The sequence below is a fragment of the Amedibacillus dolichus DSM 3991 genome (assembly GCF_000154285.1).
In the GTDB taxonomy this organism is placed as follows: Bacteria; Bacillota_I; Bacilli_A; order Erysipelotrichales; family Erysipelotrichaceae; genus Amedibacillus; species Amedibacillus dolichus.
In genome coordinates this window covers 27,843-43,553 of record NZ_DS483475.1, presented here as the reverse complement: position 1 = coordinate 43,553, position 15,711 = coordinate 27,843, and the positions used below count along the sequence as shown (strand labels likewise).

16 protein-coding genes and 1 tRNA gene are annotated in these 15,711 nt (G+C 38.8%); 1 reads left to right on the top strand and 16 read right to left on the bottom strand.

Features of this window, described 5'->3' with window-relative positions; genetic code table 11:
• Position 1: 1 nt before the first annotated feature.
• The 12 genes from dnaG to EUBDOL_RS04985 form a co-directional block, all read right to left on the bottom strand.
• Positions 2 to 1,762, bottom strand: coding sequence for a DNA primase (gene dnaG, locus EUBDOL_RS05040; RefSeq protein WP_004799237.1), 1,761 nt, complete (start codon positions 1,760 to 1,762; stop codon positions 2 to 4).
• Between the two features lie 22 nt (positions 1,763 to 1,784).
• Positions 1,785 to 3,167, bottom strand: coding sequence for a glycine--tRNA ligase (locus tag EUBDOL_RS05035; RefSeq protein ID WP_022420649.1), 1,383 nt, complete (start codon positions 3,165 to 3,167; stop codon positions 1,785 to 1,787).
• A 419-nt stretch (positions 3,168 to 3,586) separates the two neighbouring features.
• The gene (gene recO, locus EUBDOL_RS05030) at positions 3,587 to 4,330 is read right to left on the bottom strand and encodes a DNA repair protein RecO (protein ID WP_004799229.1); all 744 of its coding nucleotides are present in this window, start codon (positions 4,328 to 4,330) and stop codon (positions 3,587 to 3,589) included.
• Positions 4,323 to 5,219 carry a GTPase Era gene (era, locus tag EUBDOL_RS05025; protein WP_004799227.1) on the bottom strand — a complete coding sequence of 299 codons (897 nt, stop codon included), beginning with the start codon at positions 5,217 to 5,219 and terminating at the stop codon, positions 4,323 to 4,325. The genes recO and era overlap by 8 nt, the downstream gene beginning before the upstream one ends.
• Positions 5,216 to 5,614: a cytidine deaminase gene (cdd, locus tag EUBDOL_RS05020; protein WP_040463205.1), complete on the bottom strand. Its 399-nt coding sequence runs from the start codon at positions 5,612 to 5,614 to the stop codon at positions 5,216 to 5,218. Before cdd ends, era begins: the two co-directional genes overlap by 4 nt.
• Positions 5,596 to 5,967, bottom strand: coding sequence for a diacylglycerol kinase (locus tag EUBDOL_RS05015; RefSeq protein ID WP_004799224.1), 372 nt, complete (start codon positions 5,965 to 5,967; stop codon positions 5,596 to 5,598). The genes cdd and EUBDOL_RS05015 overlap by 19 nt, the downstream gene beginning before the upstream one ends.
• Positions 5,936 to 6,403, bottom strand: coding sequence for an rRNA maturation RNase YbeY (ybeY, locus tag EUBDOL_RS05010; RefSeq protein ID WP_004799222.1), 468 nt, complete (start codon positions 6,401 to 6,403; stop codon positions 5,936 to 5,938). Before ybeY ends, EUBDOL_RS05015 begins: the two co-directional genes overlap by 32 nt.
• Before the next feature lie 151 nt (positions 6,404 to 6,554).
• Complete coding sequence (gene phoU / locus EUBDOL_RS05005; RefSeq protein WP_004799221.1) at positions 6,555 to 7,187, bottom strand: phosphate signaling complex protein PhoU; 633 nt, start codon at positions 7,185 to 7,187, stop codon at positions 6,555 to 6,557.
• Positions 7,188 to 7,198: 11 nt separating this feature from the next.
• The gene (pstB, locus tag EUBDOL_RS05000) at positions 7,199 to 7,960 is read right to left on the bottom strand and encodes a phosphate ABC transporter ATP-binding protein PstB (RefSeq protein ID WP_004799219.1); all 762 of its coding nucleotides are present in this window, start codon (positions 7,958 to 7,960) and stop codon (positions 7,199 to 7,201) included.
• A 12-nt stretch (positions 7,961 to 7,972) separates the two neighbouring features.
• A complete protein-coding gene (pstA, locus tag EUBDOL_RS04995) occupies positions 7,973 to 9,220 on the bottom strand; it encodes a phosphate ABC transporter permease PstA (protein ID WP_004799218.1) in 1,248 nt (415 codons plus the stop codon).
• Positions 9,217 to 10,155: a phosphate ABC transporter permease subunit PstC gene (pstC, locus tag EUBDOL_RS04990; RefSeq protein ID WP_004799216.1), complete on the bottom strand. Its 939-nt coding sequence runs from the start codon at positions 10,153 to 10,155 to the stop codon at positions 9,217 to 9,219. The genes pstA and pstC overlap by 4 nt, the downstream gene beginning before the upstream one ends.
• A gap of 64 nt (positions 10,156 to 10,219) precedes the next feature.
• On the bottom strand, positions 10,220 to 11,155 hold the full coding sequence (locus tag EUBDOL_RS04985; protein WP_004799215.1) for a substrate-binding domain-containing protein: 936 nt from the start codon (positions 11,153 to 11,155) through the stop codon (positions 10,220 to 10,222).
• Positions 11,156 to 11,326: 171 nt separating this feature from the next.
• Here EUBDOL_RS04985 and EUBDOL_RS04980 point away from each other — a divergent pair, with 171 nt between their 5' ends.
• A complete protein-coding gene (locus EUBDOL_RS04980) occupies positions 11,327 to 12,526 on the top strand; it encodes a M15 family metallopeptidase (protein WP_040463201.1) in 1,200 nt (399 codons plus the stop codon).
• A 184-nt stretch (positions 12,527 to 12,710) separates the two neighbouring features.
• On the opposite strand, the gene EUBDOL_RS04975 is transcribed toward EUBDOL_RS04980, so the two are convergent.
• From EUBDOL_RS04975 to EUBDOL_RS04960, 4 genes are all read right to left on the bottom strand, one after another.
• A tRNA-Glu gene (locus EUBDOL_RS04975) sits at positions 12,711 to 12,785 on the bottom strand.
• 77 nt (positions 12,786 to 12,862) lie between these two features.
• Positions 12,863 to 14,080 carry a sensor histidine kinase gene (locus EUBDOL_RS04970; RefSeq protein ID WP_004799210.1) on the bottom strand — a complete coding sequence of 406 codons (1,218 nt, stop codon included), beginning with the start codon at positions 14,078 to 14,080 and terminating at the stop codon, positions 12,863 to 12,865.
• Positions 14,070 to 14,747 carry a response regulator transcription factor gene (locus tag EUBDOL_RS04965; protein ID WP_040463198.1) on the bottom strand — a complete coding sequence of 226 codons (678 nt, stop codon included), beginning with the start codon at positions 14,745 to 14,747 and terminating at the stop codon, positions 14,070 to 14,072. Before EUBDOL_RS04965 ends, EUBDOL_RS04970 begins: the two co-directional genes overlap by 11 nt.
• Positions 14,725 to 15,711 carry a PhoH family protein gene (locus EUBDOL_RS04960; RefSeq protein WP_040463195.1) on the bottom strand — a complete coding sequence of 329 codons (987 nt, stop codon included), beginning with the start codon at positions 15,709 to 15,711 and terminating at the stop codon, positions 14,725 to 14,727. The genes EUBDOL_RS04965 and EUBDOL_RS04960 overlap by 23 nt, the downstream gene beginning before the upstream one ends.

Below are 15,711 nucleotides of genomic sequence, written 5' to 3'. Positions count from 1 at the left end.
ATTACTTCCTTCCCGCATTACGCCATTCTTCTTTTTCCTTAATCAATCCGTTTTTTTCAACTGCCAGCCTTGCTTTTTCCATAGGATCGTGAATCTTTGCGATTTGTTCATTCAGAATCCGAATACGATCATCTAAAAGACATTCCTTTACCTTATGGATAGCTTCATTCAATACTTTCAAATTAACTTCAGCCTTTCCAAGCTCCCAGCTTGAAACATCTAGCAACAGCTGCTTTACCGCTTCCTCTTTAATCTTATCAAAGAGATCCGCAACCTCTAGCTTCCTATGCGTACGGTAATAATCAATAATATAGAGTGCTAGTCTGTTACAGGTATCGTCCTGTAAAAAACCTAGTTCTTCTTTATAATGGTTGCTGGCTGCTACTCCATTCAGCATCTGTGATAAAATTTCAAATTCAGCATGATTTCGACCACTTTTTGGAAATGCCAAATAGCTTCGCTTTACATATTCCGTTTTAGCCTTTGGCTGTTTCTTAGCTTCTTCACCATGCATGTCGAAATCGGTAAGCTCACGCAACCGAATATAATAGCTTTCTTTTTCAAAATCATCTTTTAAAAGATAAATTTCTTCTGCCATTTCCATGGCAAATTCTTTCTTCTGTGTATAGTTTTCCAAATTGTATTTCGTCATTAGGAAGGTAAACAGAAAATCAATCCATGATATCGTTTTTTCGCTAATCTGTCGCAATTCTTCTTTTCCAAATTCCTCAATAATCTCATCAGGATCCAAGCCATATTTATTATCGACAATTTCAAAAGGTATTTGCGCCTCTCTCGCCAACTTGCCAAATGCATAGGTCGCACTTTGTCCAGCACGATCACCATCATAGCCAACAATGATTGGTACATGAAGCTGTTTCAGCAAACGCAGCTGCTCCTTCGTACAAGCTGTTCCTAAGGTTGCCAAGGCATTGCTCATACCAACCTTTTCAAATGCCAATACGTCCATTGCCCCTTCAACAAGAATGGCTTTTTTTGCCTTTCTTGCCTCACTTTTTGCACGATGGTAGTTAAAAATCAAATTTCCTTTAACATAAATATCCGTTTCCGATGTGTTGATGTATTTAGCATCGCTGTTTTCTACAAAACGACGGGCGCTGAAGCCTACCGGCTCACCAAATTCATTATGAATCGGAATCATGATACGCCCGGCAAAGACATCTTTCATTCCAACAGCCGTTAAGCGACAAAGCCCCGCTTTGATCAAAGTATCATCACTATGCTTTTTAGCATGCAAAAACTTATACAAACTGTCATTGGGAGGATTATACCCAAGAGAAAACTTCTTTATTATGGAATCATCGATCAAACGACTTGTTAAATATTTTTTTACATCACTTGCTTGTGGAGTATCCAACTGATAATGAGTAAATTCGATTGCTTCACCACAAGCTCTATGCAAAGGTGCAAGCTGTGGATCGACATTTCTTTGTGGCAGCTGCAAGGGTTGCTCAATTGAAATTCCCGTATAATCCGCAACCTTATAAACAGCTTCTATAAACGATATTTTTTCATAATTCGATACAAAAGTGAACACATTGCCACCGGCATTACAAACGAAACATTTATAAATTTGCTTATCGCTTGAAACGCTCATGCTCGGGTTATGATCATCATGAAAAGGACAAGTACAAACATAGTTCTTGCCTTTGCGCGTCAAAGGCAAATATCGACCGATAACATCAACGATATCCGCCTTCGCACGTATTTCATTGATTTCTTCCTCACGTAAACGTGCCAATGCACAACACCTCTATTTATATCTAAAGCTTAATTCTTTCTTCAATATAGCTTGCCAAATCCTCAATAGCAACACGCTCCTGCTCCATGCTATCACGATGGCGAACCGTAACACAACCATCATTTTCCGTTTCAAAGTCAATCGTTACACAGAACGGAGTACCGATAGCATCTTGACGGCGATAACGCTTCCCGATACTTCCGGCATCATCATAATCGCAATTTGCGACATGAGCAATCTTGCCATATACTTCCATTGCCTTATCACCAAGCTTTTTAGAAAGCGGCATCACGCAGGCTTTGATCGGTGCTAAATATGGGTGGAAGTGCATCACGATACGAGTATCATTTTCAAGCTGTTCCTCATCGTAAGCATCACACATAACTGCCAAAAGCATACGTTCAACGCCCACAGAAGGCTCAATACAATATGGTATGTATTTCTCATTGGTTGTCGGATCTAAATATTCCAACGATTTTTTACTTGTTTCCATGTGCTGTTTCAAGTCATAATCCGTACGATCGGCAATACCCCAAAGTTCGCCCCAACCGATTTGTGAATGGAAATTGTATTCGATATCGCAGGTTCCCTTAGAATAGAACGCAAGCTCTTCCGGTGTATGATCACGGAAACGCAAGTGTTCCCTTTGAATACCAAGATCTGTCAAAAATTTCATACAAAATTCTTTATAATAGTGATACCAATCCAAATCCGTTCCCGGCTCGCAGAAAAATTCCAACTCCATCTGTTCAAATTCTCTAGTGCGGAAAATGAAATTTCCAGGCGTAATTTCATTTCGGAAGCTTTTTCCGATCTGCCCGATACCAAATGGCAGCTTTTTACGCATGGTACGCTGTACGTTCTTAAAATTCACAAACATTCCCTGTGCTGTTTCCGGACGCAAATAGATGGCATTCTTTGCATCTTCCAAAACTCCTTGAAATGTCTTGAACATCAAATTAAATTGACGAATATCCGTAAAATTATGCGCACCGCATTTCGGACATTTCAAATCATGCTCATCAATAAACGCCTTCATTTGCTCATTGCTCCAACCTTCAACACTTACTTCACCACTAGTTGCATCTTCAATGAGCTGATCTGCACGATAACGTGTTTTACACTCCTTACAATCCATCAATGGATCACTAAAGCCTCCTACATGTCCGCTTGCCACCCAAACATTCGGATTCATTAAAATAGCGGACTGGATTCCGGTGTTATAAGGAGATTCTTGAATAAATCTTCTCCACCAAGCACGCTTAATATTATCTTTTAATTCAATACCTAAAGGACCAAAATCCCAAGTATTGGATAACCCTCCGTAAATTTCAGAACCTTGAAAAACAAAGCCGCTGTTTTTCGCATGTGCCGTAACTGTTTCAAATAGCTTTTCGATTTCCATCATCATTGGCTCCTTTCAAAATCGCATTTTATGCATAAAATAAATGCCTAAAAAGTTACAAGAATACACTTTAATATAGCATTTTTTCAAGTTCGTTGTCAATGCTATGCGGGCATTTTTACACAATTCCCGCATACGATCCCATTGATTCAAAAACAACCAAAAAGTTATCAGTTTTCAGATATGAAAGTAACCCTACCAACAGCATCATTTTTATATCTTGTTCATCAGTTTAAACAGTACAAGCGCTTTAAAGTTTATCGAAAAGAAAAAGTAAAACAAATACGACTAGGAACATTCCATCTTTTTAATACTTTATAAGCACATTATCTTTCACTGTATTATTCATCTAACATTTAAATTAACTAATAAACAAAAAAAAGCTCTCTTTCCTTCAAACAAAGGTATAGAAAGCTTTTTTACGTTTTATCAATATGCAACGCATATAAGTGTTTTAGAAAACGAATACTTTTAACCGAAACACCTGCATACTCAGCAAAAAAACAATATTGAATTAAAAAGTCATCAAAATCAAAACAAGCACTTTCTAAAACAAGGGAAATATGCTCTAGATGCGCTTTTACCAGCAAACGAAACTTCTTTAACCTTTCAACAGTATGTAACTGATCCTCCATACGCATACAGCTTTGACACAAAAAGCCACCCGCTTGTACGGAAATAGAGGCAATTCTTTTTGTGGTCCCGCAATGTACGCAGCCCTCCACACAAGGCTCGATCCCATGCATACGATTTACGATTGCTTGAAATAAGCACAAAACACCGAATGGCTGTTCCTTTTTTGAAAGATGCTCCAGCATGGTTTTCAATAGCGGAAAAGCATTTTCTTCAAAGTCGCTTTTTTCGATAACCTCGCACATGTATGATGCTATGCTTTGCATATATAAATCTTCACGAATATCACGATATGTCCGCAAGCATTCAGCACTGCATAAAGAATGCAGAACAGTCGATTGGCGCTCGTTTACAAAATAACGCCCATAGGTAAACTGTTGACAACCTGCGGCATTCTTACTGTTGATTTTCTGCACACCTCTGGCAATCAGCGAAGAAATCGTCCCGTTTTCATCTAAAAGCTTTATGATCGCATCATGTTCGCGATATTCCCGATAGCTGATCACAATAGCACAGTACTCGCTATTCATCAAATTTCTCACTATAGCCCAGCTGCTGCAATTTTCCTTCTCGATTACGCCAATTTTTTTCTACACGCACATAAAGCTCCAATTCAATCTTTTTATGTAGCTTTTCCTTCAGTTCCTTTTGCGCAGCTAAGCGAATCGCACGAATCATAGCCGCCTGTTTACCAATCAAAATTGCCTTTTGTGAGGTTCTTTCCACAACTATAACAGCCTGTAAATATACCTTTTTATCCGTTTCCTCCATATTTTCAACAACCACGGCTACGGAATGCGGTACCTCCTCGTTGGTCTTATATAAAACCTTTTCGCGAATGATTTCCGCTATTTGAAAGCTTAGACCATGATCGCTGATCATATCGTCCGGAAAATATTTCGGCCCTTCCGATAAATAACTTCGAGTGATTTCCAAAAGGTGCTCAATATTATCATTGGTAAGAGCAGAGATAGGAAAAATTTCCGCAAATTCCATACGCTCCTGCCACCTTGCAAGAACCTTAAGCAATTTTTCCTTTTCCAACAAATCAATCTTATTCAAAATCAAAAAAACCGGAATATGCGCACTCTTCATTTTTTCTAGCATAAATTCATCACCGCTGCCATACGGCTGTGTAGCATCAACAACCCAGAAATTGACATCGGCTTCGCTAATCGCAGTATAAGCATTCTTATTCAAGGTTCTTCCCAACTCATGCTTCGGCTTATGAATCCCCGGTGTATCAACAAAAACATATTGCGTATCTTCGGTTGTCAAAATACCGGAAATATTATTTCTCGTCGTCTGTGGCTTTGGGGTTGTAATCGCCACCTTTTCTTTTAAAATCGCATTCAACAGAGTACTCTTTCCTGCATTAGGACGCCCAACAATCGCTATAAATCCTGATCTATATTTCATAAAAACTCCTTTGCTGTAAATGCCATCGGCATCAGTTCTTCTATATTTGTTACAAGCTGTTTTTTTATACTTGCTAAAATAATCGGTGTATGCTGCTCCAACAGTTCCGCCATTACCTGACGACAAGCACCACAAGGCGGACACAGCTCATCTTGTTTGGCAGTAATCGCCATGCATTGAATATCCTGCTTGCGATATCCTTGAGAATATGCCGCAAACAAGGCATTGCGTTCTGCACAGCTGGTTAAGCCATAAGATGCATTCTCTACATTTGCCCCGCAAATATAGCTTCCATCTTTCATTTTTAAGCAAGCACCTACACAAAACCTTGAATATGGAGCATAGGCATGCTCACACGCCTGCAAGGCTTTTTCTATTACATCAGTATAATCCATAGCCGTCCTCCGAAAATAATAATACCGAAAAGCAAAGCCACAATTGATACTACCAACACCGCTGCGGCACTGTAATCCTTGATTTTTTTTGCACGCCGATCATAATTAGGAAATAACACATCGGTTAGCGTTTCGATCGCACTGTTTATATATTCCATTGCTATTACAAGTGCAACCAAGATGAGGACAATGCTCCATTCTATAAGCGACAAATGCAACAATAAGCCGGCAAGCAGCGTACAAACTCCCAATACAAACTGCAAGCGAATACTGGCATCATTGTGAATTCCATCAAGCAAGCCTGCAAAAGCATAAGAAAATTTACGTACTGCTTTTTTTAGGAACAATATCATATAGGATATCATCTTGCAGCGCAAACATCACGCGCTCCTCCTCCTGTTCCATGTGGTCATAGCCCAATAGATGCAATAAGCCATGCGTAAACAGAAAGCATACCTCTCTACGCATAGAATGACCATATTCACTTGCTTGCTTCACGATTGCTTCGATATTGATAAAGATATCACCCAGTTCAATGCTGTCCTCCATAATCTCATATTCATCTGCTTCATCTAACAATGCAAAGCTAATAACATCGGTAGGACGATCGATATGCCGATACTCACGGTTGATTTCATGAATTTTTTGCGGTGTTACAAAAATAACCGAAGCACAATACCTCTGTTTAAGCTTTAATAATTCTTCTGTCTTTTGCGCAATCGTAAGAAAATCCTTCTTGTAACGATTCCACCGCTTCTCCGCTGTTTGATTGATGATGTTAATTTCCATAGCCTACCTCTTTCATTACCATATTCGCATACACTTATAAAAACTTCCTTTTATTCCTAATCATTATAGCATATTTTTTGCTTTGTTCCTAAAAAAACATATCGTTAGCTCTTATAAAAAAAGGCGACAATTGCCACCTTTAAGCGAATGTTTATCCGAAATCGTAATGCTGTCCCTTCATCATATAAATAATATGTTCACAAATATTTTTCGTATGATCTCCGGCACGCTCCATATTGCGCATCATAGCACTGATTTCGAAAATATGCTGAAGAAGATCCTCTTGCTCCTTTAGTTTACTCTTTAATTTATAATACAGCTCCTTGATTGCCTTATCTCGCTCCGCTATCTCAAAAGCCATATCCACATCACGCTGTTCATAAGCTGTAATCGTATCCTTTAACATTTCCATAAGCTGCTCCTCCATCGCAATTCCATAGCTGCGAATCGTTGCATCTAAACTTTCGTTTTTAATTAAAAAGATAGCAATATTTTTCGCATAATCACCAATACGCTCCAGCTCACTGGCAATTTTAATATCGGCAATCACTTTACGTAAATCGCTAGCTACCGGCGATAATAGCGCCAAGGAACGAATTGCCTGATCGTTTATTTCTTCCTCTAAATGATTGATAACATCATCTGCCTGTACGATATCGAGTTCAATCTCTTTACTCGGTTGCTTTAACGCAGCCACCACCTTTTCGTGCATGGCAATCACTCGTTGTGCCATTTTTAAAAGATTTTGTTCCATTGCTGCCAATTCTGCATCTAGCTTTACCATATACCTGCCTCCTATCCAAACCTTCCGGTAATATAATCCTCTGTACGCTGATCTTTAGGCTGTTGAAAAATCGTACTTGTTTTATCAAATTCTACAACTTCACCCATCAAGAAAAATGCCGTGTAATCCGAAACACGTGATGCCTGCTGCATAGAATGCGTAACGATAATGATCGTATATTCATTTTTCAATTCTTCCATCAACGCTTCGATCTTTGCAGTTGCTATCGGATCTAAAGCGCTGGTCGGCTCGTCCATCAAAATAACCTCCGGTTCCATGGCAATCGCTCGTGCAATACACAAACGCTGCTGTTGTCCACCAGATAGTCCAAAGGCGCTATCCTTCAAACGATCCTTTACTTCCTCCCAAAGAGCTGCTTTTTCCAAAGACTGCTTCACAATCGCATCAAGAATCGTTTTATCCTTAATTCCCTGACAACGTGGTCCATAAGCAATATTGTCGTAAATAGACATTGGAAAAGGATTCGGCTTTTGAAATACCATTCCAACCCTTGTTCGTAAATCAACCACATTCATATCCCCTTTATAAATATCCGTATTTTCAAATAGAATATTACCTTCAATACGACAATCGTCGATTAAATCATTCATACGATTCAAGCAACGAAGGAAGGTAGATTTCCCACAACCGCTTGGCCCGATCAACGCCGTTACGCTGTTTTTTTGAATATTCATTTGAATTTGTTTTAAAGCTTGCTTTTCACCATAAAACAAATCTACGTTTTCAATATGAAAAATTGTGTTGTTTTGCATAATTCCTTCCTCCTATTGCATCGCCTTATGAAAACGACGTGAAATCCATTTGATACTAATATTCAAGATCAATACAAACACTAAAATAACAATTGAAATTGCACAAGCCAATTCAAAATTCGGCTGCTCACTGCTCATGATATTATAAATGTGAACAGCTAGGCTTGTCCCTTGCGATAAAAGCTGCGGTGCATCATTTACATACGTGCCCATGGTATAAATCAACGCTGCACTTTCGCCGATAACTCGTCCGATGCTTAACAATACACCGGTTAAAATACCCGGTATAGCATTGGGCAATACCACCTTAAAGATTGTTTGCGACCTAGAAGCACCTAAGGAAAGAGAAGCATCACGTAAAGATTGTGGTACAACAATTAAGGCTTCCTCGCTAGAACGGATAATGGTTGGCAGCAAAATGACAGCAAGGGTTAAACCACCTAACAAAATATTCGTTGTTGTTGCGCCAAATAGCTGTGTAATCGGAAAGAGTACGGTTACTCCCATTAAACCAAATATAATACTAGGAACACCACTTAACATTTCCACAGCACTGCGTATCCAACCGGTAAGCTTATTTTTCGAAGCGTATTCTCGCAAATAGATAGCTGCTGCGATTCCTAGTGGCAAAGAAACTAGCAAAGCCACTACAATTAGATATAAGGTTGCTAGAATCGATCCGCGAATTCCTCCCCCAGGAGTCTTAAAATACATTTCTTGAATGCTCTGTGCATTTTGATCCAAGGCTTGCGCAACCTGCTTCGCATCATTTGACATCAGATTCCCAACAATTTTTATATGTCCGTCTTTCCCCATATAATTGATTCGCTCTACCTGATAGCCAACCTCCGCCGATAACTTTGTTTCTCGATCATGCACGCTTTTGTCAATCAAACTTGCAAAAGGAGATGCCTCATCAATATATTCAATCAAAACAATCGGCTCTTTGTTTTCATCAAGCGCATCAACGAATCCTACGCCCCACGCTTCAGAAAATGCTACTTCCTCCCCTAATTCCTTCGGAACTTGAAAGCAATCGGGAGCATTTCTATCGGCTTCCACAGTTGTCAGATAATTATTTGCCCAATAATTTCCGGTTAATAAGTCAAGACTCAAACTAGAAAAGCCTTGTGTAAAAACAAAGATAAAAATGGCTGCCAACACCAATACGCTGATACCACTAGAAAGATAGGTTATCCCATTTAAAATAGTGTCTTTTATCCTTCGTTTTTTCAAATTTCCACTTGTGATTTTATTCATAGTTTTCCCACCCTTTTCTTCACATAATTCAAGATCAGGTTAGAAAGCAAAATCACTGCCATCAACACCAGTCCGACTGAAAAGCGAATATCGTAATCTAGACCACTAGTTTCCTTTAATCCGGAAAGCATGGTCGTGGTTAAGGTTCTTGTTGTATCAAATAGGTGGAAGGTTGGTCCAAACATCTTATTTCCGGCAACCATTGCCACTGCTGTCGCTTCTCCAAAAGCGCGTCCGATGCCTAATATCGCTCCAGCAAAAATACCGGATTTTGCACTTGCCAATACAACCTTAAAATTTGTTTGTGTCTTTGTTGCGCCAAGCGCCAAACTTCCTAGCTCCATTTCTGTATCCACTGCATTGATTGCCGTAATTGACAATGAAGTGATGGTTGGAAAAATCATAATTGCCAATAAGAGAATGACTGCCAAAAGACTTGCGCCACCAACCGTAGCAAAACCCAACATTGCCCCTAGCTCTTTTACTATGACGGTTATTGTCCCACATGCAAAGACACCATATACAACAGAGGGTACAGCTGCCAACAGCTCAACGATTGAAGTCATCATAGTTGCCAGTTTTTTAGGAGCAATCTTACAAATAAACAAGGCACTCAAGACCGCTAATGGAAATGCAATCAGCAATGCCGCAAAACTGGAAATCAAAGTGTTAATGATAATAAATCCAACCCCATAAATACCTTGATCCTTTCGCCACATGTTTCCAAATAGAAAATCAAATACATTTACTGCCTCATAGGTATCTGTACCAACAAAAGGTGTAATTCCTTTCAATGCAATAAAAATCACAATGACTGCCAGCATGCTGCTTGACAGCAAAGCTGCACTCATAAATACCTTTTTCATTGCTTTATCATGCTTTAGCTTCTTATTATTTTTTTTGCTGCTGGTATGCTTTCGCACATATAATTCCATAATACTCTCCAATCTTTTAGATAAATAACAGCCTGAGAACATCAGGCTGTTTCTACTTTAAAGCTTACTTATTTAAATCTTCCCAGTTTGTTATCTTCCCTGTAAAAATATCTTTTAGCTGCGCCTGTGTGATATCCTCCAAAGGATTATCCTTATGTACCACCGCTACGACAGCATCAATACAATACTGACCACTTACCATTGCCGAAGCAATATCTTCACTTCCATCTTCCTTGAAGGCTCTTGAAGCGAAGCCAATATCCGCTTTATTGGCACCGTCTTTTTCTTTTCCTAAAGTTCTAGGAACTGCATCACCGCTGCCATTTTGATTCATGACAAACTTTACATTTCCTGCCAATGGTGAAAATGCCTCCAATGCCGCCTTAAGTGTTTTTTCAACAGAGGTAGAGCCAGCGGTAGTAATCGTAATATCGGAATTATCTTGCTGAAGCACCGGATATTTACTTGCTAATTCTTCCCATGCAACGGCTTTTGAAAGGTCTACCTCACCGCCTGCCTTTTGAACTACTGCCATACCTTCCGCAGAATTTTGTAAATAATCTAAGAAAGCTGCTACTAACTGTTCTTTTTCCTCACTTTCAAAATCTCCGCTTGCTCTTGTTACAAACATAAACGGACGTTGAAGCCCATAGCTACCATCTAATACCGTTTCACTTGATGCCTCAACACCTTCATACTTCAAAGGCTTTACGTTGTTTTTTTCAAAATCCGTTGATAGAGAAGTATAACCGATTCCTCTTGCTTCACCGCCGACCTTCGCAGCCATATCGTCATTGCTTGTAACTTCTGTCGCATGCTTTGTAAGCTCCCCTTCAAAGCCAACTCCTTTTTCAAATGCTTCCCGCGTTCCACTAGATGAATCTCGTGTATAAACAGCGATTTCTCCGCTTACTCCATTACTACTTCCTTCATTTGATCCGCATGCCATTAAAGATACGCTCATCAAGCATGCCAAACCTAACATCAATGTTTTCTTCATTCCTACATTCCTCCTCGAACAGCTATCATGATACAGCAGGAATGTAAACTGTATATTTCATTTATGTTAAGAAAATGTAAATTTTTTATTCTGTAAAAGATAGCTTTCTACGCTATTTTCTTGTATCATTATACATACGGTAAAACAAAAGCTGTAAAGGAGGAGAAACCGATGAATTTACACTACTACCCCCGAGAAAACGATAAGAAGGAACGATGGATTACACTACTTTCTATACTGTTGATTTTGGCTGTTATTGCCATGCTTATTTTCTTAAATTGGACACGTATTCAATTGAGCATTAAGGGCTATAACAAAGAGGAACGAGCTTTTTTACTAACCCTAGATAAAGAAGAGCTTGCCGATTATCTCAACTATGATAGTGCGATTGATTTTTCTCGTTGGGATAGTTTAGAAAACAATCGGCATTACTATAATTATGAGTTGTTAAGTGATACAGAGTTAAAGGATAAGGAAATTGTTGATTATATTGATACATATTATGAAAATTATCACGAATGGTTTGTGGCACATGGCTATCAACCGAAACAAATCCAAATGCTTTTGCATCGCTATACAATTAAGGAGCTTGCTTTTCTAAAGGAGCATACCTTGACTTGGAAGCAAATTGCCCCTTATATTGAGATTAACGGCTGCATCATACAAGATCTTCCACAGTATCTACAAACAAAAAAAGAACCTCAAGAAGCAATTATGGAAATCTCCTATCCAAACATTATTTCACAAAATAAAACCTCTCGTATTTATTATTTAGAAAACCCCGAGCACCCAGTTCTCCTAATTAAAAACGGCTTTCAGGTTTCTACTGACTATGTACCGAAAAATCTTGTAGAAGTTGCCATACCTAATGCTCCCGACAACACCAACAACAAGATGCGAAAAGATGCTGCCGAAGCATTAGAGAACATGTATCAAGATGCTTTAAAGAAAGATCTGCATTTAGCAGTGAACAGTGCTTATCGAAGCGCAAAGGAGCAAAAAATTATCTATGATCAGATGTTTGCGATTTACGACAGCGTAACAGCCTCCGGTTTAGTTTCCCCACCTGGCTTTAGTGAACACCAACTCGGATTAAGTGTCGATTTAACAAGCCAAAGCGTTATCGATGAGGAAATTCCTGTTTTCGGTTATACTAAAGAATATGAATGGGTATCGAAACATGCTCATGAATATGGGTTTATTCTTCGCTATCCTTTAAATAAAACCCACATTACCGGAGCTTCTAATGAACCATGGCATTTTCGCTATGTCGGAGTGGAGGTTGCTACGGAAATCTATGAAAAAGGAATAACACTAGAGGAATATACTCAACAGCATGGCTTCGATTATCCGGTATCTCTTAAAAGCTAAAGTTGTTTATAATGATATATGATGTGTATGTTTATAGTTTATGTCGATATAAAACAAATAAAAAATGGTCGTAACAGTTAAGTGATTATAAACTATCACTTAGACTGTACGGCCTTTTTTCTGATCTGATTCTTCTTCTAAATATAAAAAAACGAACTAATGAGTAGTTCGTTCGAATACAATATGGTATCGCGTACGGGATTTGAACCCGTGGTACAGCCTTGAGAGGGCTGTGGCTTAACCGCTTGCCGAACGCGACATATTTACTTGCTTGATTATTATAGCACTCCTTCTTGCACAATGCAAGCTATAAAAAAGAAAAAGGCAGCAATGTGCCTAAAGAGGTATACGAACAATAAACTTAGTTCCCTTGTTTAATTCACTATCAACCTCAACATTGCCACCATGTGCTTCCACAGTAGATTTCACAATCGAAAGTCCTAAACCAGAACCACCCTTACTACGTGTACGGGCATCATCTACACGATAAAAGCGATGAAAAATTTTATCCAAATTTTCCTTTGCAATTCCCTGTCCCTCATCTGCTACCGTACACACAAAGAAATTATTTTCTCGATAAGTTTGTATCCGAATTGTACCTTGGTCGCTGTATTTGATTGCATTTGATAATAAATTGATAATAACCTGCGACATTTTCATCGCATCGCAACGAATCGGACTTTGATATTGATAATCACAAACAAGCTTTAGTCCTTTTTCGTTAATCTGCTTTTTAAAGGATTGAATTGCTTTGTTTATAATTTCATTCATATCGTTAAATTCTTTCGTTAGTAAAACATTGGATAAAGATAATCTCGATAATATCAACAAATCCTTCACCAATCCATCCAAACGATTGATTTCACTTTCAATCTGCGTCAAAAATTCTTTTTCCATTTGCGGATCATCAAAGTCATCACGATTTAAAATTTCTACCATGCCTTTAATAACCGCAATCGGTGTTTTCAATTCATGAGAAGCATCGGCAATAAAGCGCTTTTGCATTTTCTCTCCTTCCAAAGTTTTCGATACATCTTGAAACAGCAACAAGCACCCGCGATATTTTCCTTTTGCCGTAACCGGAACGCAGATAGACTGATACTCAATCCCTTGAATATGTAAAATCGTATCCATTGCGCGCTCCATAATAAAGCAATCCTTTATAAACTCCTGCACCGGATAAACAAAGCTGTTGTTTGCATAGGTCATGTTTTCCTGAATCTCACCTTCGCTAATCTCATCAACATTACTGCTCATAACAATGTTTCCAAAAGGATCCAGTAACAACAATGGGAAAGGAATACTACTTACAACAGTTAGTAGTTGCTTATAATTCAAGTGTGCATCTTTAGCAGAGGATTTTACCTTTTCCTGCAGCTCCTTATTTTCTTTACGCACCAATAGCTCACTTTTTTTATCAAAGTATTCCCAAAACACAAAAAAGACAATCGACATAACCAAAACCATTGTTAATGCACTTGCTTCCGTTGCTATTTGTACGCTTATCAGTACCAACACCAGCAAGGCGTAAGCCACATAGCGTCTACTCTTCATGCTTTTCCTCAATGACATAGCCAATGCCTCGCATAGATTTAATTTGAATATTGCTATTGGCTAGCTTACTTCTTAGCTTAAATACGTGAACATCGACAATTCGTGTATCTCCATCATAATCAAAGCCCCAAATTTCATTTAAAATATTATCACGCGAAAGAACAACCTCCTTATTGGAAATAAAATATTCCAATAAATCAAATTCCTTTTTTGTAAGCTCTAATTCCTGTTCCTTTAAAAGTATGCTGCGTCGCTTGAGATCCATGCAAATATCACCGAATACCAGTCTAGGTTCTTCCCTTCCTTTACGACGTTTTAAATGTGCATTGACTCTTGCAAGCAATTCCCGAGGGGAAAACGGTTTGGTGATATAATCATCAACTCCCTTTTCAAAAGCATGTAGGATATCTGTTTCATCATCACGAGCCGTCAGCATTATCATGATGCTGTCGTTTTTCCGTTCTCGTAATCGCTCTACTATTTCAATCCCGCTTACATGCGGAAGCATCCAATCAATAATCAAAACATCGAAATCATTGCTTCCGGCTAATTCGATTGCTTCTCTACCATCACCGGTTTCCACGATTTCATAATTTGCCTTTTTCAAATCATAAGCAATGATCTTACGAATATTTTCTTCATCTTCAATCAGAAGTATTTTTGCCATATCCTTCTTCCTCCCTTTCATATCGCTCGATAATTTTTTGAACGAGTGGATTACGCACAACATCTAGACTCGTTAGTTCCACAAAGGAAATACCCTCAATTCCGGATAGCAGCTGTTTGGCATTCAACAAACCGCTGTCTTGCTTGCGAATAAGATCAATCTGCGTAACATCACCGGTAATAACGATTTTCGATTGAAAGCCCATGCGCGTTAAAAACATTTTCATTTGTGAGCGAGTTGTATTTTGTGCCTCATCTAAAATAATAAAAGCATTATCCAACGTTCTGCCGCGCATATAAGCCAAAGGTGCGATTTCAATGATTCCTTTTTCTATCAGCTTTTCCACCTGCTCACTTCCTAAGGTATCATAAAGCGCATCATATAATGGACGTAAATAGGGATCGACCTTTTCTTTAAGATCACCCGGTAAAAACCCTAAATTTTCTCCGGCCTCCACAGCAGGACGTGTAAGAATAATTTTTCGAACCGCTCCGTTCTTCAATTGACTAACCGCATAAACCACCGCAAGATATGTTTTTCCGGTTCCTGCTACACCAGTCGCAAAAACAATATCCGAATGACTCATACATTGAAACAAATAACGCTGTCCGATCGTTTTCGGATAAATCAGCTTACCGCTTATGGCTTTCCCAATTGGACGTTGGTACATAGCTGCTAGTTGATCCAACTTATCGGTCTTTGCTAAGCGGCATAAATACATGATATCGCGTTCCTGCACATCAACATGATTCTCTAGCATTTCCATCACACTCGCAATCAGCTTTTCAATCCGATGAAATACTTTCTCATCTTCACACAGAACTCGCAGCTCATTATCACGTACAAGCAGCTGCACAGAAAACGCATCGCAAATCAGTGAAAAATGTTTGTCCTGTGGTCCGCATAACTTAACAATCCAATCCATTGGATACTCTTTTAGGTTTATCGTATATTGTTTACTCAT